Origin of the sequence: Bacillus altitudinis, assembly GCF_001191605.1 — a bacterium.
Lineage (GTDB): Bacteria > Bacillota > Bacilli > Bacillales > Bacillaceae > Bacillus > Bacillus altitudinis.
The window spans coordinates 826,540-846,262 of the sequence record NZ_CP009108.1 but is presented as its reverse complement, the minus strand read 5'-3'; the positions used below and the strand labels follow the sequence as shown (position 1 = coordinate 846,262).

Sequence of the window (19,723 nt, the reverse complement as noted above, 5' to 3'; positions counted from 1 at the left end):
CGGTGTTCAATATGTCAAAAAATTTAGATAAAAAATAATGATTCTATTGGTAATCTACTACCGGAAGAGATTTTATAGGTATTTAGATTCACTTAAAAGTAAAAAGCGCCCTTTGGATGGACGCTTCTTTCACGCTATTTTTTCAAAATAACGTATTCGTAAGGATTCAGTTGTAACTGTTGAGATGTATGCTGTCCAGTCAGCATATTTTCATAGCTTTCCGCTGAATCTAGTGAAATGTTCTGTTGCTGTTCTGTAAAATTCATCATAAACACAAAGTCCTGCGATCCATCTGTTCGTTTCTGGACACTGACGCCCTCTGGAATCGAAGAGGATAGGATCGGTTGTATGCCTATTCCTGTGATAAGGTCTTCGTAAAAATCATCATAAAACGCCTGCTCATTTTCAGAAGCCATATAGTATGCTTTCCCTTTGCCAAATGGACGGACAGTAAGGGCGGGCTGTCCTTCATAGCAGCCATTCTCAAAATGCCCTAACACAGAGGCTGTTTCAGGATGAATGGACTCGCAATATTGCCCGACATGATAAGTGCGTCCATTTCCTGTGGTCATTAAAACGTGTTCATCTGGCATCAATGTGTTGATTTCCTCTGCCCAAACACCAAGTACATGGCGGAGAGGACCGGGGAAACCACCAAGGAAACAGAGGTCGTTTTCATCGACAATGCCGCTCCAGTATGTTGCCACAAAAATGCCGCCCTCTTTGACAAATGCTTCGATCTTTTCTGCCACGCCTGGTTTGATCATGTAGAGCATTGGTCCAACAAGCACTCGATAGGATGAGAAATCCTTTTCCATCCCGACAATATCAACAGGGATGCCCTTTTTCCAGAAGCTTCGATAATGAGTTTGGCAAGCCTCTACATAGCGTTTGTTGGTATTATTTAAGCCTTGCGCATCATCAATCGCCCAATGGTTTTCCCAATCATATATGATGGCGACTTCTGGTTGAACGGACGTACCCGCAATCGGCTGAAGCTGCTCCAGCTGTTTTCCTAAATCAGCGACTTCTTGAAACACACGCGTGTGTTCATGTCCTGAATGATCCACAACGGCGCCATGGAATTTTTCAGAGGCGCCTCGGCCTTGCCTCCACTGGAAATAAAGGACGGAGTCGGACCCGTGGGCAATCGCCTGCATGGCAGAGAGGTGTGCCATTCCTTTATGCTTCACCTTATTCACTTCATGCCAGTTCACGAGGCTTGGTGTGCTTTCCATCACGAGAAACGGCTGACCGTCCTTTAATGAACGATATAAATCGTGAACGAAGGCGACGTTTGACGCTAATTCTGCAGTGGTTTCTCTGCCGCTATGCCATGCTGGATAGCTATCCCATGAGATCACGTCGACTTCTTTTGCAAATTGATGATAATCCAGTCCAAGGAATGGACGCATATGCGGATAGTCGCCCATAAAATTGGTGGTTACTGGCACATGAGGTGTTAATTCTCGTAGCGGTTCAATTTCATTTTGATAAAAATTGATCGTTTGGGCTGTGACAAAACGCTTCCAGTCTAGGTTCATGCCATGAATCATGTGCTCCCCGTGCGGTGCAGGTGACTCGATTTGCGACCAATCGGTAAAGGTGTGGCTCCAAAATCCCGTCCACCATGCTTGATTCAAAGCTTCAAGGTCATGGTTGTATTTGTCTTTCAAATAGTCTCTAAATGCTTCTTGGCAAAGATCACAATGACATTCACCGCCGTATTCATTTGAAATGTGCCACATGATCAGCGCTGGATGATCCTTGTAGCGTTCAGCAAGCAAACGATTGAGTGTATTCGTTTTTTCTCGATAAACCGGCGAGGTGAAGCAATGATTATGGCGAAGTCCGTGTAAGTTGCGCTGGCGGTTTGCTTCAACGCGTAAGACTTCTGGATATGTTTGCGAGAGCCAAGCAGGTCTTGCTCCGCTTGGCGTGGCGAGAATGGCGTGAGCTCCCTGCGCTGCCAAGCGGTCCATGATATCATCCAGCCAGGCAAAATCATATTCCCCTTCTTTTGGCTCGAGCTTGCTCCAAGCGAAAATATTGATAGAGAATGTTTGACAGTGTGCAAGCTTCATTAATCGAAAATCTTCGTCAATGATCTCCGGCATATGGAGCCATTGATCAGGATTATAGTCGCCACCATGCAAAAAGCCTTTCACATTTGGGTGGACGAGTGGGTAACGCTTTCCCATTTTGTCACGTCCTATCTGTTTAATTACGGTGTCATTTGTTTAAATACATCAAGAGAAGGCAGGGCTTTTCCGTTGAAATCGAACATGGCCTGATTTTCCCAAGCATTCCCGACTGTCCCGGTTGTTTGAATATAAGCGAGCCCGTATTGACTAGACCACGGAGCACCTTTTGCTGGAATCCAAAGCGGCTCCCAATAAAAGAACCCTTTCCCGCGATTGTTTTTTACTTGTGAAATTTTTTCTGATAGATCTCGTATAAAAGATGCCTGCCCTTGTGGTGATGCTGGATAACCGGCCGTATTGACTGAATCTTGGTTAAATGAGTTATCGAGGTTGTCACCATTTGCTGTTGTAAAGCCGTAGGCGGTTTCGACCACGATGACATCTTTGTTATAGCGGGCGCTAATATCATTCATGTTGTTAGTAAGACCGCTAAATCCGCCGTCCCAATACGGGTAGTAAGATAAACCGATCGTATCGAACGAAACGCCTCGTTTGGTGATTTCATCAAACCACCAGCGAGATGCACCATTGTCCCCTCCATGTGCAAGATGAAGCATGACTTTGATGTTTGAATCGACAGAGCGGACAGCATTTGTTCCCGCTTTTAGCAAAGCAGCGAGCCGGTCAAATTCACCGCCGCCTTCACCCCAGCTCTTTCCGTTGGGCCAAAGCATACCTGAATTCAATTCATTCCCGACCTGTACCATATTTGGCAGGGCGTTTTGTGCTTTCATCGCTTTGAGCACATCGCTTGTGTAAGTGCCAACCGCTTTCTCTAAATCGCTTTGCGAGAGATTGGTCCAAGCTTTCGGTTTGAACTGTTTACCGGGATCGGTCCAGAAATCACTGTAGTGAAAATCAAGCAGCACTTTCATGTTTTGTGCTTTTGCACGTTTCGATAGAGCAATGGCGGTATTTAAATCGTTTGTCCCGCCGTTATAGGCACGGCCTTGGTTGTCGTATGGATGGTTCCAGAGTCTGATGCGCACATAGTTGACACCTTTCTCTTTTAATAGCTTGAGCGGATCAACCTGCTGCCAGTTTTGGTTGTAGTATTTGCCGCCGCTTCGCTCCACTTCTGCGAGCATGGAGATATCGGCTCCTTTGATGAAATCACCTTGCAATCCATTGATCGGTTTCACCGAAATCGTATCAGCCTTTGCTTCAGGCAGAATACCTAACCCCATCAGAAAGAAAACGACAACAGTGACAAGCAACCATTTCTTCATCAAATCTCCCCTTATCCTTTTGTCCCGCCTTGTGTGAGGCCGGATACAAATTGTTTTTGTAAAACAAGAAACAATAAAGCAACTGGAATCGCAATGAGTAAAGCCCCGGCTGCAAAGGTCGTGTAGCTGGCACCCATTTTGTCTGATACAAGATTGTATAGACCGATTGGGAGCGTATACATTTCGGGTGAACGGACAATGACACTGGAGATGATGAAATCACCGAGCGGTCCTGTAAATGAGTTGATGGCAACAACGGCTAAAATCGGCTTGGCAAGCGGCATAATAATTTGGATGAAAATCCTGAAATGCCCTGCGCCATCCATTCTGGCTGATTCATCGAGATCCTTTGGAATCGCATCAAGATAACCTTTCATTAAATACGTATTCATCGGGATTTGTCCGCCTGCATAAATCAAAATCAATGCGAGGTGGCTGTTAATGAGTCCAAGCATTTGAGCCAATACAAAAATGGCAATCAGCGCTGAAAATTGAGGAATCATTTGCAGCAGCAAAAAGAGCATCAGCCCATTTTTCCGTCCTTTGAATCGGAACCTAGAAAAGGCATAACCTGTAAAGCTGACAAGTATCAACGTTAAGAGCATAGTCGCAATACTGATTTTCATTGAGTTCCAATACCATTTTGCATAAAGTGCTCCCTGACCGAAGAAGAGTTCTGTAAAGTGGCTGAACGTTGGATTCTTCGGAAACATGCTTGTGCTCATCAGGCTGTTCCCGGGATTAAAGGAAGCACCGATCGTCCAAAGGAGTGGATATAGAATACATACGGAGGCGATGAAAAGGATGAAATAAGTGATACTCAGACGAATGAGCTTATTTTGTTTTGATCCCATATCACATCATGTCCTCCTCTTTGAATGAATTCGTTCTCTTAAACTGCCAAAGTGCAATGGCAATGACGAAGATTGATAGTAAGATCGTAACAGCGGCAGCAAGTGCATATTGAGAAGACTGCATCGTCAGTTTGTAAATCCAAGACACCAAGATGTCCGTTCCCCCAGCAGTTGAGCCAGCCACAGGCGGTCCTCCGCCATTAAATAAGTAGATGATATTAAAGTTGTTAAAGTTAAACGTATATTGCGTGATTAATATAGGTGCAATTGAATAGAGGACAAGCGGTAATGTAATGGAACGGAATTTCTGAAAGAAATTTGCCCCATCAATGGTTGCAGCCTCGTATAAATCTTCAGGAATGGCCTGTAAAACGCCGGTTGTCATAATGAACACAAAAGGAAAACCAAGCCAAGTCTGCATCGCAATAAGAGCGATTTTGCTCCAAAATGGATCTGTCAGCCATGGTTTTGGATCAATTCCAATCGATGCAAAAAGGGTATTGTTAATCGCACCAAACGTGTCGTTAAACAATCCAGCAAACACCAAAATGGTCACAAATCCTGGAACAGCCCACGGCAGAATCAAAATCGTTCTGAAAAACCGTTTTCCTTTTAAATCTTTTTGATTGAGCAGAACCGCTAGGAAAATGCCGACAGCACATTGAAGGGTCGATGCAGCCAACGTCCATACGACCGTCCAGCCTAGTACATCAATGAATGTGTCTCTCCAAATATCGATTGAAAAGATATTTTGAAAGTTTTTGATGCCTACCCAATCAATGAGATTGGCAGGAGGCGAGTGGTATAAATCATAGTTTGTAAAGGCCAGCGCAAAGCTGAACATAATAGGAAAGACAACAGAGAATAGAAGTAAAAAGAAAGCAGGAGTGCTCATTAAGTAAGGAAAGCCTTGGTCGATGAGCTGATGGTATTGAGCACGGATGGAATGAAGCGGAACCCCTTGATCACGTTTCTTTCCGTTCATAAATGCATCTCGTATCATGAGTATATAAAAACCGATGCCAAATCCAGCTGTTAAAAGTGCAATAATTCCTTTTGCTAAAAGGAAAACAGAGTTGTCACGAGGCAGCATCGTACCAAGTGTGAACAGCCCCCAGAAGCCAATATTGAATAAATCATAAAACACTACTAGAAAAGAAACGCCAAACAGGAAAAAGAGTGCCCCTTTGCCATACTGTTTGTTGTATATTTGCCCCATCCCGGGTATAAGAGAGAACATTAGCGCCCGTCTCCGGTGTGTCTTTGATTCCACAATGTGTGTGCGGTCTAGTTCAAGGTTACCCGTCACGTCTAACACCTACTTCATATGAAATTAGATCAAGTGCAGGCAGCATGATAGATGAACAGCTACCTGCGCTTGATGTTTATTTGGAGTGATTCGCTTTAATTTGCGAGTCGATTTGTTTGACCGCATCATCAAATGCCTTTTTCACATCGGTACGGCCAGTCGCAATCAGTCCTAATGCACTGTCAATCGGCTTCCACACCTCTGCCATCTCTGGATTATTCGGTGTCAGCGTGGCATATTTCGTTTGCTTTGAAACAGCATCCGCATTAGCGTTTTCAGTAATGACTGGGTCTTTCATCAGCTTTTTCACTGGTGGAATTTCCTCTGTGACTTCAAAGCGCTTTTTCGAATTTTTTTCGTTCGTGATAAACTCAACAAATTTCTCGGCAAGTTCTTTATTTTTAGAATAAGAGGAGACGTTGTAGCTCTTTACACCTAAGAACGAGCTCATATGTTTTCCGTTAGGGAGTGTTGGCAGTTCCGTCACGCCATAGTCGATACCCGCTTCTTTATAAGGACCAAATGACCATGGACCAGAAATCACAGCCGCTGCCTTTTTCTCAGTGAATAAGGAATTGAGGACATTGATTCCTTGCTCACCAATGATGCCTTTCGGGAAAAGACCTTCGCTAAAGAATGTCTGAATGTATTTTCCGCCTTCGATGGCACCATCGTTATTAAGACCAATATCATTGACGTCATAAGACCCATCGTTTTTCTGTTTGAAAATATAGCCACCTGAACCGCCTAATACACTTTCTGCGTAATAAATTTCATCCCACTTCGCAACAAAACCGTATTTCCCGTCCTTTGTCAGCTTTTTCGAAAGGTCATACCAGCCATCGAGTGTCGTTGGTGCCTTTTTCACAAGGTCTTTGTTATAGAAAAGCACAGTGGTTTCAACGGATTTTGGCAGGCCATACAGCTTACCATCTACCGTTTGTGATTGAATCGATTCGTCTGTGAAGGAATTGATTACTTTTTGATCTGGTTTGATTTCTTGTAACAATCCCTCTGTGACAGCTGATCCAATTTGGTCGTGAGGCATGGTGATGACATCTGGACCAGTGCCGGCTGCGCCATCAAGACGAAGCGCTTCAATTTGGTCGGCATATGCTTTTTCGACTACTTTGACTTTCACGTCGTTTTGTTTTTCAAATTCTTTGACAGCGTCTTGAATCCCATCAGACTTTTTGACATCCTCCCACACTAGCAAGGTCTTTGTACCTGTAGATGCCGGCTGTGTACCGCTTGAATTGTCATCTCCTGGTCCGCATGCTGACAGCAGCAGCACAGCAGTACCAACGACTGCCGATAATGTCGCCCATTTTCCCTTTTTCATTCGTAATCCCCTCTCGTTCTTTTTTCACAGATGATAAGAAAACGCTTTCTTAATGTGAGAATATCAACTTGAGTAAAAAAAGTAAACACATTTTATTAAATTTATTAAGTAAAATTTTTTACTGAAATAAAGAGAAAAGAAGCCCGCCATATATGGCAGGGCTTCCAGCTGTTTATATCGTGCTTTTCCGAAAGACAGGATCTGAGGCAATCAGCACGGTTTTTGGTAATGTTCTGCCATCAACAAGTCTTTCTAAAAGTAAATCGACAGCTGTCTCGCAAAGTAAAGAGGTATGGATGTGATAAGTTGTGAGCGGTGGTGACACATATTGAGAGACGTGAATATCGTTGATACTAAAGACACTCACTCGATTTGGTAAAGAAAAACCGCGTTCATTTAATGCTTGTAAACAGCCTATCGCAAGAGGATCACTTGCGACACAAAAAGCGGTTGGCAGGTGATCACCGAGCTCGTCGATCGCCTTCATCATCAATGAATAGCCTTCATCTACAGAGAAGTGGTGACCGATATAGACCAATTGTTCATCCAGTTTGTTGTGTGCTGTCATGTACTGGCGGAAGGTCGTTTCACGAATATCTGGAATCCGCCTATTTGTATTGAGATCAAGATCTGTCCCGCCAATAAATCCGATGGATGTGTGCTGTTTTTCGATAAAAGAATCAATAATCTTTTCTACAATTCGTTTCAGGTTTGGTTTTACAGAATCAAAGCGGTCTTCATCTGGTGATGTATCAATAAAGGCGATATGTTTTGTGATCGCATATAATTGATCCAGCTCAGTTTTTTTAAATCGACCGATGGCGATGATGCCTTCTGTAGAAGGATCAATCGATTGAAGACCATCAGACGGTTTGTAAGCGGTAACATTTAAGCTTCTGGTATTGGTGAGTTCCTCAATGCCTAGACGAATGGATTTAAAATAAATATCTTCAAGCTCCTCTTTTTCTGTCATCCAATAGAGAAAGGCAATTTTTTTTAGTGAATGTTTGAATGTCTTTTTTTGATAGGACAAAGCTTCTGCTGCCGCGTATACTCTCTCACGTGTTTGATCCGTAACCGATAGGTTGGGATCTTGGTTCAGTACGCGAGACACGGTGGCGATGGATAATCCGGCTTTTTCCGCAATGTCCTTTATTTTAGCTGCCAAGTCAGCACCTCCTATAGAAAATATCTCCTTTCAGTATAGAGTCTTTAAAAAAATTAGTAAATATTTTTATTAAATTGATTGGTTTAGGCTGTTCTTTACGAGTTGGAAAGGAATTAGTAAGATATATGTATTGAAGATGTAGGATTAAGATTTCTGATAGGAGAGGGACAGATGTATTATGATGCACTGAAGACATTTGTGACAGTGGTAGAAGAGAAAAACTTTACAAAAGCAGCTCAGAAGCTGCGGATTTCTCAACCGAGTGTCAGTCTTCACATTAAGAACTTGGAGCAGGAATTTCAGACGGTTCTGCTTAATCGTTCGCCAAAGCAATTAACGGTGACGCCAACTGGGGATATGCTGTACCATCGATCAAAACAAATCATTCGTTTATATGAACAGGCGAAGCAGGATATTTATGAGCATCATCATCTGGCACGAGGGAAGCTCACGATTGGAGCGAGTTTTACCATTGGGGAGTATGTGCTGCCGCAAATCTTGGCACAATTTCATCAGCTTTATCCGCATGTTGATATTGAGGTAGTTATTGATAATACAGAGGCGATTGCCAGACATGTTCGCTTATTCCATGTCGACATCGGACTGATCGAAGGACAAACCAATGACAAAGAACTCTCTGTGGAAACGTTTCTAGAGGATGAATTGTATATCGTTGCACCATTAGACCATCCGTTTGCAAAGAAAAAGGATGTCACCATTGATCAATTGCAAAATGAAACATGGATCACAAGAGAAGAAGGATCTGGGACAGGAGAATACTTACAGCACGTCCTGAAATCAAATGGACTGAAAGCGCGAACCTTTGTGACATTTAGCAGCAATCAAGCGATTAAAGAAGCTGTCATTCATGGAATGGGGCTGTCTGTTTTATCTAAATATGTGCTCCAGCGGGGCAGCATTGGCGGGGAATTGGCTGTCATTTCTGTGAGGGGAATGGACTTTAAACGGACATTTTCCTATGTTGAATCCCCGATGACAGGTGGGAATAAGAATAAGGAATTGCTTGTTGAGTTGTTGAGAAAAGAGAGAAAAGACGCTTCTCCGCAGTAGGAGAAACGTCTTTTTTTATAATCCTTTGATGTTGATTTCATCGACTGGTAGGAAAATCTCACCTGTATCTGTGTACTTCATGATGACTTGATCCCCTTCTTTTAAATAAATAATAAGAGGCTCTTTTTCAGAAGACATCGTGTAGTTTTTCCCATCGTCTAGTAAGAAGGTGACGGTTGTATAATCACCGGTCTTTTCCTTATACACCCTCTTCACTTTACCTGTTGACTCTTTCTTTTCTTGCTTCGATGAACTATTGACGGTACCGCCGCCTTTTTGAAGAGCTGTTTTATAGGCTCTTAGTGCTTCGTTTGGTGTAGAAGCATATGCGGCGATTTCAGGATTGGCTGCCGAAACAATAAAGTAGTTTTGCAGGAACCCGTTTGAATCGAGAACAGGTGTAAGCCAGCTAGCTTCCCCATAGAAATTATAAAGAATCGGCATGCGGCCCTTCCATTTCTTCTCGATAAATCGTTTCTCAATAATTTGCAAAGCTCCCTGTGAATCCATGTAGGATTCTTCAAGATTACCCGTATAATACGTGGCTTTTCCTGTTCGGGCATTTGTTAGTGCATACCCGAGCATGGAATCAACGCCCTCTTTTGGACTGGTGAAATCTGTGAAGTAATACATATCCCCTTTTGAATCAAACACTGGACTTACATTGGCCTCAGTCCCCTCATCAGAAGGCAGCTTCACATCCGATTTTCCAAAGAGGCTGTTCCAGAAACCATGTACATAGTTGCCGAAGTAACTATTCTGCAGACTGACGGCCTCTGGTGACACAGCGCCATCAATAAAGGCTGGTACTTTGTCTAAGGCGTATTTCTTCGTTTCACCCGTTTTGGCATCCACAACAACCACACCTGAAGCTTTAAACCCGTTTCGTGCAGAGATGAAATCTCCAAATGTTTGGATGTAATAAGGCTTGCCATCATCATTGATCTCTAGCTGCGTGTCTCCATAGAAAATCAAGTCTGGATACTGAAGACGGATATGCCGCTCAATTTCTTTATTGAAATAGGAAGAAGGCGTATAGACCATCTCGGTTTTCACAAACTTTGGATTGGCAGATGAGTCGGTCGCACTTAATGTAAAGTAACCTGGTGTGCTACCAGAACGAATCCATTTAAAGAAATCGGAGAACTCGACGGGTGCGATATACACATACTCACCATTGACCTTCTGAATTTGCAAACTGCCCAGCTCGTAGTAACTCGTGTTTGGCACCTGACCGAACGATTTCTTCATCTTATTGCGAGCAAATTGCGGTGGTACACTCGCAGGTGTTTCTGTCTCATCAAACGCTTTGATTTCGACTTTTTGATCCATCTTAGACACGTCGAATTTCTCATTTGCATTGAATAGAAAAGCGGTTGCCATATAAACACCGAGCAACAATAATATGAGAAATAAAACGCCCTTGATCTTCCGCTCCAACCCCACTGATAAAAAGGCACCTGCTGCTGTCACAACAAGTCCAATGAGCCACAGTGATGATGGGTTGCGGTCTAAATTGGTGATGTAGTAGAAGCCGAAAATCCCGATGATGAACAGCAGTGCCAGTCCTGCAATCCACATAAGCGGCACCTGTTGTTCGGTCCCTTTCTTTCTAACGATCAACCTGAGTGGTGTGAGCAAAAGGGTCAAGACAAGACCGATCACAACCGAAAATAACAACATATATCCCACAAACAGATCTCCTTTCAAATCAATCACTCTTTTAGTATATACGAGTGAGACAGGGAAAAGATTCACCGGATAGAAGGTTCATTTAAATGCCGATCGAGTCGATGGCGGATTGAACATCTTCTTTCAGCTCAAAAAATGTGAGTCTTTTTTCGATTTTTTCGATTAAGGCGTCAATGGCTTCACCTGACATATGGGTTTGGATGTTCCTTTGATGTTTGTACACGTTAATCAGAAGGTCATCAATCAGATCTACTATTTTTTTGGCTTCTTGACGATCCTCTGCAAATTCATTTTGAAGCTGATGCCGGATGGCTCTGATCAGCGCTGTTTTCTGTTCTTCTTTGATCTTTGCTTTCAAAGCAGCCAGCTCTGCTGGTGTCATGTCTTCCGTGTCAAAGTTTGCTTTTGAGAAAATGGAGCTTGATGTATGCGTATCTGTCATTCTTTGCAAAAAACGATCTGCATCTGTTGGTTGTTTCTTTGAAAATTCCATTTATCGTTCTCCTTAAGAAATACCCATGTTCTTGGCTAGGGCCGTATCTGCATCGTGGTATTGTTTTCCTAGCTGGCTCATATCATCTGATACCGAGTCCAACCACCTTTTCATATTCATCGCATGATCAATCGCTGCATCATACTTTTTAACTGAATAGAACTCATTGTCAAGACCCTCTGTTTTTAAGTGGCGAATGACAGCATCCACATCTGAAGCCGTCAGCTGATCATACGAGCCAAAACCGACAATTTGTTTGTATCTTGAACGTACTCGTTCTACCGATTGATCCACTTTGTCATCGAGTTTCTCAATTTTGCGAATGATTTGCTGCATATGGTGCTCGGCATATGTAGAGAATGTACGACCTGTGTTCATGAGAACATGCGACTTGATTAAAATCGCTACCACACTTTGCGGATGAACATTTGATTGGCTCAATTGATGTAACATGGCGGTAGTGAGAGAAGGGTTTTTTCTCAACATATCATCAACGGTTTGAACGGAGCCATCTGACGAAAAGGAATACCGGTCTAAGCCATGGCTGCCGGCGAGGGCTTCAAGAAATAAATTCGCATCAAGTGAAGGGTTCACACTCATTGCCCGATTGAGGAGATTTTTCATAAACTGGACGGCCTTTGAGGAGTCCTCAGTGTAATCGACGCCTTCAGGTAAAGCGGCATCATACATCACTTTCACACGACCGATTTCTGTCGTATGACGATTTAAGAGAGATAGCCCGTCATTGAGATTGATATATTCTGTTAATCTACTACGGTAATCACCTTTTAATGCTTTGGCTTGCAGACCATCCGATAGATTTGGGTAAATATTCGGATTCTCAAAGGTGACCCCGCCTTGAATAAAATCATTTTTGACAAGAACATAAGAAGCATTTGATCCGCCAAGTGAATGCCCTGTCACATACATCTTCGCATTCGGCATTTTCTTATGGATCTCTTTCGCATACCGGTCCGCTTGCACCATTTGATTCTCTGCACCGTGTTCAAAAGGGATATTTTTAATCAAATACTTCGTATCTGAAATCAACCAATCTTGTACAATCTCATTTGTATAGGTCGTTGTCCCTGTCGTCATCTTCGTCGTGACTTCCTTTGACGTCTCTGACTGGCTAAAAGGAGGAAGCTTTGTCAAAATGGTAGAAAGAAGATCATCTGACTCTTTTTTTCCATGTTTTTTAATGGTATCTTTATATTGGCCTGCGCCAATTGGTTCTGACCCGCGGTAGGCGATGACGGCATTTTTGATTTTGGTGAGGTCTTTTCCGCCATCGGAGCGCTCGAAATCTTCTTCTGATACAAGGGTTAGTGAGTTAAGCCCTTTTTTTGTTTCTTGGTGGTCAACAACATACATTATTTTACCATTTTTCAAGTGTATATCTTTAGAATTTTCATAGTTGAAGATATCATAAGAGGCTGATGATATTTCATTATATTCTTTATCGCTAAGTTGATTAATTGCATATTTTTTGGCCAACATTTACACTCCTGTAATAATTATCATGTATATTATAAGATATTGTATGGTAAATATCTATAAAAAAAGGTATAAAAACCTATCGGTTGAATATTTAAAAGGTGGGATATTTTTTGTGAAAAAGACATTTAAGGTTGTACTGATTGTTTTGATTACTATCGTTTTTATTCTAGTATTATCACTTGTTTTTCAAAAAGATAAAGAAAAAAAATTGAATGAATCAGAAGGTGAAACAATCGTGAAAGAGAAGAACGATTTAGAACAAGCAAAAGAATTCGCAGAAGAAATGAAACCGAAAGTAGAAGAACGTTTACATAAAATAGATATTCACAACTTTATTAAAACCATTACGTTCGATAAGGGAGTAAATGTTAATCCAATGGGTTATATAATAATTAGAGGGTATATTAATGGTAACCCAGAAAAGTATGACTTCTCTGCATCATTAGAATACCGATCTAAGGAAGTAGGTACCATGACTTTTTCTCCTGAATTATCTTATCGATTTAAAGACTGGGATAAATTCAAAGATGAACCTGAACTAAAGGAAAACTATCTTAAAAGACTCTCCGAAAAAGAACGTGAACAGTATCTTAAAGATATTGGAGAAAAATAATAAAGCAGGTAATCACCTACCTGTTTTTTATTTTGTCAATTTCATTAGTCGATGGATTAAAAATCCATTAAGGAGTTTTGCTTTTTATGAGAAATACAATGAAGTTTTCTATTATAATTGTGGCCGTCATCATTTCAGTAACTGTTTTTATTGTAGAGTACATTAATAAGAGTCTGTCAGATGAAGTAGTGGAAGAGAAAAGTGATCAGGAAAAAGCAGAAGATTTTGCAAAGAAGATGAAACCTAAGGTTGAAGAGCATTTACATAAAAGAGACATTCATCACTTTATCAAAACCATAACGTTTGAAAAAGAAGTGACCATCAATCCTATGGGGGATATTATAATCGATGGCTATATAAATAATGAACCGGAGAAGTTCGGATTTTCAGCTTCTTTACAATATAGAGCTAAAAAAATAGGTTCAATGAGTTATGATCCTGAGTTGTCATATCGTTTTAAAGATTGGGACAAATTTAAAGATGAACCAGAATTAAAGGAAAACTATCTTAAACGACTCTCTGAAAAAGAACGAGAGCAATATCTAAAGGACATTGGAGAAAAAGAGTGAAGCAGGTGTCTACCCACCTGTTTTATTTTTTTATTATCATTAATTGAGAAGTTTTGATTGTAAGGAGTGTTGCGTTGTATGAAAAATACTTTAAAACTTGTATCTGTTTTGGTCGTTATCATCATTGTCTCAGTGACTTCGTTAATCACTCAGCACAATAAGCAAAGTAAATCAAATGATGTGGTAAAAGAAAAGAGTGATCAAGAAAAAGCAGAAGAGCTAGCAGAAAAAATGAAGCCTAAAATAGAAGAATGTTTACGCAAAGAAGACATCCATCACTTTATTAAGACCATAACGTTTAAGAAGAGGGTAACTATTAATCCTATGGGCTACATCGTAATTAGAGGATATATAAATGATGAGCCAGAAAAGTACGAGTTCTCCGCTTCATTAAAGTATAGAACAAAAGAAATTGGTTCAATGAGTTATTCAGGAGAACTAGGAGATCGTTTTGAGAACTGGGATGATTTTGATCCTCAAGTGAAAGAAGACTATTTAAATAGTTTATCTAAAAAAGAACGCGAACAATATTTGAAAGACATTGGAGAAAAAGTGAAATAACAAGTCGACAAAGCCGATTGATTCCCTAAATCAATTTCAAAATATGCTATCATTCCCCTAACAACACTTACAAACAAGGGAGAGCTTTCAAACATGGCAAATAAAAAGAAATTGATCTTGGATGTAGACACTGGAATTGATGATGCGATTGGTATTTTGCTTGCAGTGAAAAGTAAGCGGTTTGATATGTTGGGGATCACAACGGTGTGCGGGAATGTGTCTGTTGAAGCGGCGACGTTGAATACGTGTAAAGTGCTTGAGCTGGTTGAGGCAGAGGAAATCCCTGTCATCAAAGGTGCAGTAACGCCTCTTTTAAGAGCCCCTCATTATGAACATCGGGTGCATGGGGAGGATGGAATTGGTGGCGCTTTAAAGGACGCCCGGCCTAAGAAGACCGCAGATGAAGGTTTTGCCCCTGATTTTATCATTGACCAAGTGCTGAAGTATTCGAAGCAGGTTACGCTCGTGTTGACAGGGCCGTTAACGAATTTAGCCCTTGCGGTAAAAAAATGCCCTGAGCTGATTCATCATGTGAAAGAAGTCATTTTTATGGGGGGTGTCGTGCAGGGACAGGGAAATGTCACACCGGTTGCGGAATTTAATACATATGCAGATCCAGAAGCGGCGAAATTGGTGCTGGAGGCTGGTTTCCCTTCACTGACTCAAGTAGGGCTGGATGTCACAAGACAGGTCTTGTTAACGGATGAGAGAATTGATGCCATTCAAAATGAAACGTTAGCCAGTTATATCAGAGAGAGCACAAGCATTTACCGCCAGCGCTATTTTGAGCGAAATGGGGTGTGGGCATGTGCCATGCATGATCCGCTTGCTGTAAGTCTTGCAATTGATAAACAACTTGTGAATACACAGGCTTTTCATGTAGAAGTGGAGACGAAGAGTGAGTTCTGCGATGGTCAAATGATATGTGATTTTCAGCACCAATGGGGAAAAGATCGCAATCTTCAAGTGTGTATGGATGTAGATGCTGAAGGGTTTTTTGATTTAATGATCAAAGTCTTGAATTCTTAAAAAAGAAGTCTGTGCAAACAGGCTTCTTTTTTATAAGATGGGAACATGAGGAAATGTATGCGCTCACATGAATGAGGAAGGAGTGAAGTCAATTGGCTTCTGTCAGTTTAAGTAGTATGGATAAGATAAGGGCAGCAAGCAGAGGATTGCCGCCAAAACTGAAAGCAATTGCTGAGCACATTACGAGTGAGCCCCGCGACATCATCCATTTGTCGATTGTCGAGCTTGCCAAAAAGACAGCGAGCTCAGAGGCAACGATTTTTCGTCTTTGTAAAAGGCTTGGATTTGAGGGGTATCAAGATTTGAAGATTGCTATTGCCCAGGAAATAGACCAAACGAAGCCTGATTATGTAGATGAAGAGATGAGTCTTGACGATGATACTGCCATTTTTATGCAAAAGGTATTTCAGGCAAACATCACTGCATTAAAGGATAGTTTTCAATTGTTGAATCCAGAAGATGTAGAAAAAGCCGTACAATTAATCCATGAAGCAGAGCGCTTAGAGTTTTATGGCAGCGGTGGGTCTGGCCTCATCGCCACAGATGCTTTTCACAAATTTATGAGAACAGGCATCAACTGTATTGTTCATACAGATTCTCACTTTCAAGCGATGTCGGCAGGTCTGCTTGATCAAAAGAGCACAGTGCTTGGTATATCTCATTCTGGTCGAAATAAGGATTTGCTGGATGCGATGAAAACAGCCAAGGAAAAAGGAGCGAAAACCATAGGCATTACAAGCTATCAGCGTTCTCCATTGAGTCAGCTTGCAGATGTCACGCTGTATACATCAACGCAAGAAACGGCTTTCCGAACGGAAGCGATGTCTGCTAGGCTTGCCCAGCTTACTGTGATTGATGTGCTATATTTTGCGCTTGCACATTTAAGGCAGCAGGAAACATTAACAAACTTAAAGCAAATGAGAGAAACCATTTCTCAAAAAAGAGTGTAATGGTTTCAAAAATAAATTTTTCTATTAGTGAAAAATGCTGTTGTGGTAACGATTCTAAGGTTTTAAATGAAAATTATTTTCTTTTTGATCGTTGAATGTCGAAAAAAATATTCCTATAATGGGATTTATCAGGTACACCAGCACCACGACACTTTATTTCAAATCAATGATTGGGCGTGATACAGATGAAGGGAAACCAGGCGGTAATTGGTTTGGATATTGGAACAACAAGTACAAAGGCGGTTCTATTTGGACCACAGGGGAAAGTCATATCAAAACATTCTGTTCCTTATGACCTCATTCACCCCCAGCCAGCATGGGTTGAGCAGAACCCTGAACATATTTTAGATGCTGTGATTGCGAGTGTAAGAGGCGCCTTGACGAAAGCAGCATTTGATGCAAAAAATCTCATAGGTGTGGGAATTAGTACGGCGATGCATTCCTTAATCGTCATGGATGAGAATGGAAAAGCATTAACAAACAGTATCATTTGGGCTGATAACAGAAGTGCAGAACAAGCGAAACGAATCATAACGGACTTAGATGGCTTTCAAATTTATAAAAGAACCGGAACACCGATCCATCCAATGTCACCGCTTTCAAAAATACGATGGATCAAGGAAGTGACACCTGACGTCTTCAATCAGGCAGCAAAATTCATTTCCATCAAAGAGTATGTTCTTTATCATTTCTTCGGTCAGTATGTGGTCGATTATTCAATCGCATCAGCAACAGGACTGTTCCGATTGGAAACGCTTCAATGGGACGAGAAGGCACTACGTATTGCAGGAATTCAGGTGAATCAGCTGTCTGAACTTGTTCCAACGACGCATCAGCTGCGTGGGCTTCAGCCAGAAATTGCGCTGCGAATGGGCATTGAAGAAGATACACCATTTGTTGTGGGTGCAAATGACGGTGTCCTAGCGAATCTTGGTGTTGGTGCAATTGGCAAAGGTGAGGTAGCAGTCACGATTGGGACAAGTGGTGCAGTACGTACAGTCGTAGATCATCCAATTACAGATGAGCAATCAAGAACATTTTGCTATGCATTGACAGACAAGCATTGGGTGGTCGGAGGACCGACCAATAACGGCGGAATTATGCTGAGATGGCTCAAGGATGAATTTGGGTCTTCCGAGGTGGAGGTAGCAAAGCGTCTAGGTGTAGACCCTTACGATCTGATGATTGATATTGCAGAGAAGGTTCCAGCTGGCTCAGAAGGACTGCTGTTTCTACCATTTTTAACAGGTGAGCGAGCACCTTATTGGAATCCAAACGCAAGAGGCACGTTCTTCGGGATCAGTCTTCAGCATAAGCGCGAGCACTTTATTAGAGCCGTGTTAGAAGGCGTCATTATGAGTGTTTTCTCGATCGGTGTGGCACTAAGAGATTTAACAGGTCCAGCGAAGGATGTCAGGGCTTCTGGTGGATTTGCGAGATCCCCGTTATGGCGGCAGATTTTAGCCGATACGATGGGCAGAGAAGTGCTCGTTCCAGAAAGCTACGAGGCTTCCGCACTTGGGGCGGCTGTCCTTGCACTTCATAGTTTAGGTCATATGGAAGAGATAGAAGAGGTGCAGGAATGGATTCGTATTTCTGCCCGCCATGAACCAAATATGAAGAACAACGAAACATACATAGAGCTGTTTTATTTATATGAGCGTCTCTATGACAAACTGAAGGATGAATTTGATGTCATTAGTGCGTTGCAATTAAAACAAAATCGTTAAACATCGGGGAAAAGGTGGGAGAACATGCTTTTATTCATTGTGATTGCGGCGATTGTCCTTTTACTCATTCTCATTACAGTCGCTAAGTTGAATCCGTTTGTGAGTTTGATTATTACCTCTATGCTAGTAGGTTTTGCTACAGGAATGAATTTACAGGAAATCATTCAATCGATTAAAACGGGATTAGGGAACACGTTATCGTTACTGGCGATTGTGCTAGCGCTTGGGACCATGCTTGGGAAAATGATGGCTGAGTCAGGGGGCGCTGAGCGGATCGCTCAAACACTCATCAGTCGTTTTGGGACGAAGAATGTGCATTGGGCGATGATGTTTGTAGCCTTTATCGTGGGGATACCTGTCTTTTTCCAGGTCGGATTTGTTCTTCTCATTCCCTTACTCTTTACCATTGCGATTGAAACGGGCATTTCGCTCGTGACGATTGGGATTTCATTAATCGCAGGCTTGTCTGTTGTGCATGGGCTAGTCCCGCCTCATCCAGCTGCAATGGCAGCAGTAGGCATCTATCATGCCAACGTGGGGAAAACGATTTTCTTTTCAATCATCGTCGGTTTGCCAACAGCTATTATTGCTGGACCGTTGTATGGTAAGTGGATTGGAAAACGAATACATAAACCAGTTCCAGAGATGCTCAGAAAGCAATTCACGGAACGAAATGCTGATCGGAAGCTTCCTGGTTTTGCGAATACGATGTTTACCATTTTGGTGCCGGTCATTCTTATGCTGCTTGCCACGTTGGCGGATATTATTTTGCCAGAGGATAGTATGTGGTATCAGATGTTCAAGTACATTGGAGATCCCATAACAGCTTTATTGATTGCAACAGTGTATTCTTTCTTTAGCCTTGGCTTTATACAAGGGATGAGCCGTGACCGAGTGCTGTCATTTAGTAATGAATGTTTGGGACCGATCGCTTCCATTCTGCTTGTGATTGGAGCAGGCGGAGCGTTCAATAATGTACTGATCGATTCAGGTGTTGGGGATTATATTGCTGATTTAGCCAAACACTCCCCAATCTCACCGATTTTACTTAGCTGGTTGATTGCTGCGGTTATTCGTGTGGCAACAGGATCTGCTACAGTATCCATGATGACAGCGGCCGGAATTGTAGCCCCAATCGCTGCATCCATGCCGGATGTGAGCAGAGAGCTGCTTGTTTTAGCAACAGGAGCGGGTTCACTGATTTTGTCTCATGTCAATGATTCTGGTTTTTGGCTGATCAAAGAGTATTTTGGTATGACCATCAAAGAGACGTTTTTGACATGGACGGCTATGGAGACCATCATTTCCGTTAGCGCCATTGCATTTATTATGATCATAAATATGTTTATATAACGGGACAACAGCTCAATTCTTCGGGATTGGGCTGTTTTTGGCTTGTTGTTATGCCG

At 42.0% G+C, this 19,723-nt stretch carries 17 protein-coding genes; 8 read left to right on the top strand and 9 right to left on the bottom strand.

Translation table 11 applies throughout. From position 1 onward, the window contains the following. Positions 1–134: 134 nt before the first annotated feature. The 6 genes from ID12_RS04250 to ID12_RS04225 all read right to left on the bottom strand — a co-directional run bounded on the left by ID12_RS04250 (position 135) and on the right by ID12_RS04225 (position 8,106). Positions 135–2,201: a beta-galactosidase gene (locus ID12_RS04250; protein ID WP_048002503.1), complete on the bottom strand. Its 2,067-nt coding sequence runs from the start codon at positions 2,199–2,201 to the stop codon at positions 135–137. A gap of 23 nt (positions 2,202–2,224) precedes the next feature. Then, complete coding sequence (locus ID12_RS04245) at positions 2,225–3,433, bottom strand: glycoside hydrolase family 53 protein (protein ID WP_039962843.1); 1,209 nt, start codon at positions 3,431–3,433, stop codon at positions 2,225–2,227. A gap of 11 nt (positions 3,434–3,444) precedes the next feature. Next, positions 3,445–4,287 (bottom strand): galactooligosaccharide ABC transporter permease GanQ, encoded by an 843-nt coding sequence (locus tag ID12_RS04240; RefSeq protein ID WP_007497274.1) that lies wholly within the window; start codon positions 4,285–4,287, stop codon positions 3,445–3,447. 1 nt (position 4,288) lies between these two features. Next, positions 4,289–5,527 (bottom strand): carbohydrate ABC transporter permease, encoded by a 1,239-nt coding sequence (locus ID12_RS04235; protein WP_026050180.1) that lies wholly within the window; start codon positions 5,525–5,527, stop codon positions 4,289–4,291. 145 nt (positions 5,528–5,672) lie between these two features. Next, a complete protein-coding gene (locus ID12_RS04230) occupies positions 5,673–6,938 on the bottom strand; it encodes a galactooligosaccharide ABC transporter substrate-binding protein GanS (RefSeq protein WP_050826774.1) in 1,266 nt (421 codons plus the stop codon). A gap of 172 nt (positions 6,939–7,110) precedes the next feature. Next, positions 7,111–8,106 carry a LacI family DNA-binding transcriptional regulator gene (locus tag ID12_RS04225; RefSeq protein ID WP_050826773.1) on the bottom strand — a complete coding sequence of 332 codons (996 nt, stop codon included), beginning with the start codon at positions 8,104–8,106 and terminating at the stop codon, positions 7,111–7,113. 171 nt (positions 8,107–8,277) lie between these two features. Between ID12_RS04225 and ID12_RS04220 the strand changes: the two genes are divergently transcribed. Further along, positions 8,278–9,177 carry a LysR family transcriptional regulator gene (locus tag ID12_RS04220; RefSeq protein ID WP_017359912.1) on the top strand — a complete coding sequence of 300 codons (900 nt, stop codon included), beginning with the start codon at positions 8,278–8,280 and terminating at the stop codon, positions 9,175–9,177. Positions 9,178–9,192: 15 nt separating this feature from the next. Here the strand turns inward: ID12_RS04220 and ID12_RS04215 are convergent, their stop codons facing one another. The 3 genes from ID12_RS04215 to ID12_RS04205 form a co-directional block, all read right to left on the bottom strand. Then, positions 9,193–10,869: a hypothetical protein gene (locus ID12_RS04215; protein ID WP_050826772.1), complete on the bottom strand. Its 1,677-nt coding sequence runs from the start codon at positions 10,867–10,869 to the stop codon at positions 9,193–9,195. Between the two features lie 82 nt (positions 10,870–10,951). Further along, entirely contained in the window at positions 10,952–11,362 is a 411-nt protein-coding gene (locus tag ID12_RS04210) for a hypothetical protein (RefSeq protein ID WP_017368379.1), read from the bottom strand. 12 nt (positions 11,363–11,374) lie between these two features. After that, a complete protein-coding gene (locus ID12_RS04205) occupies positions 11,375–12,862 on the bottom strand; it encodes a lipase family protein (RefSeq protein ID WP_234717165.1) in 1,488 nt (495 codons plus the stop codon). Positions 12,863–12,974: 112 nt separating this feature from the next. Here ID12_RS04205 and ID12_RS04200 point away from each other — a divergent pair, with 112 nt between their 5' ends. The 7 genes from ID12_RS04200 to ID12_RS04170 all read left to right on the top strand — a co-directional run bounded on the left by ID12_RS04200 (position 12,975) and on the right by ID12_RS04170 (position 19,667). Next, positions 12,975–13,475 (top strand): DUF1433 domain-containing protein, encoded by a 501-nt coding sequence (locus ID12_RS04200; protein ID WP_041092634.1) that lies wholly within the window; start codon positions 12,975–12,977, stop codon positions 13,473–13,475. An 86-nt stretch (positions 13,476–13,561) separates the two neighbouring features. Then, a complete protein-coding gene (locus tag ID12_RS04195; protein WP_017368377.1) occupies positions 13,562–14,044 on the top strand; it encodes a DUF1433 domain-containing protein in 483 nt (160 codons plus the stop codon). 78 nt (positions 14,045–14,122) lie between these two features. Beyond that, positions 14,123–14,605 carry a DUF1433 domain-containing protein gene (locus ID12_RS04190; protein WP_050826770.1) on the top strand — a complete coding sequence of 161 codons (483 nt, stop codon included), beginning with the start codon at positions 14,123–14,125 and terminating at the stop codon, positions 14,603–14,605. A 93-nt stretch (positions 14,606–14,698) separates the two neighbouring features. Next, positions 14,699–15,634 carry a nucleoside hydrolase gene (locus tag ID12_RS04185; RefSeq protein WP_050826769.1) on the top strand — a complete coding sequence of 312 codons (936 nt, stop codon included), beginning with the start codon at positions 14,699–14,701 and terminating at the stop codon, positions 15,632–15,634. Positions 15,635–15,750: 116 nt separating this feature from the next. Next, complete coding sequence (locus ID12_RS04180; RefSeq protein WP_038475582.1) at positions 15,751–16,584, top strand: MurR/RpiR family transcriptional regulator; 834 nt, start codon at positions 15,751–15,753, stop codon at positions 16,582–16,584. A gap of 185 nt (positions 16,585–16,769) precedes the next feature. Continuing rightward, positions 16,770–18,314, top strand: coding sequence for a gluconokinase (gntK, locus tag ID12_RS04175; RefSeq protein ID WP_017359904.1), 1,545 nt, complete (start codon positions 16,770–16,772; stop codon positions 18,312–18,314). 24 nt (positions 18,315–18,338) lie between these two features. Then, positions 18,339–19,667, top strand: coding sequence for a GntP family permease (locus tag ID12_RS04170; RefSeq protein ID WP_050826768.1), 1,329 nt, complete (start codon positions 18,339–18,341; stop codon positions 19,665–19,667). Positions 19,668–19,723: the final 56 nt, after the last annotated feature.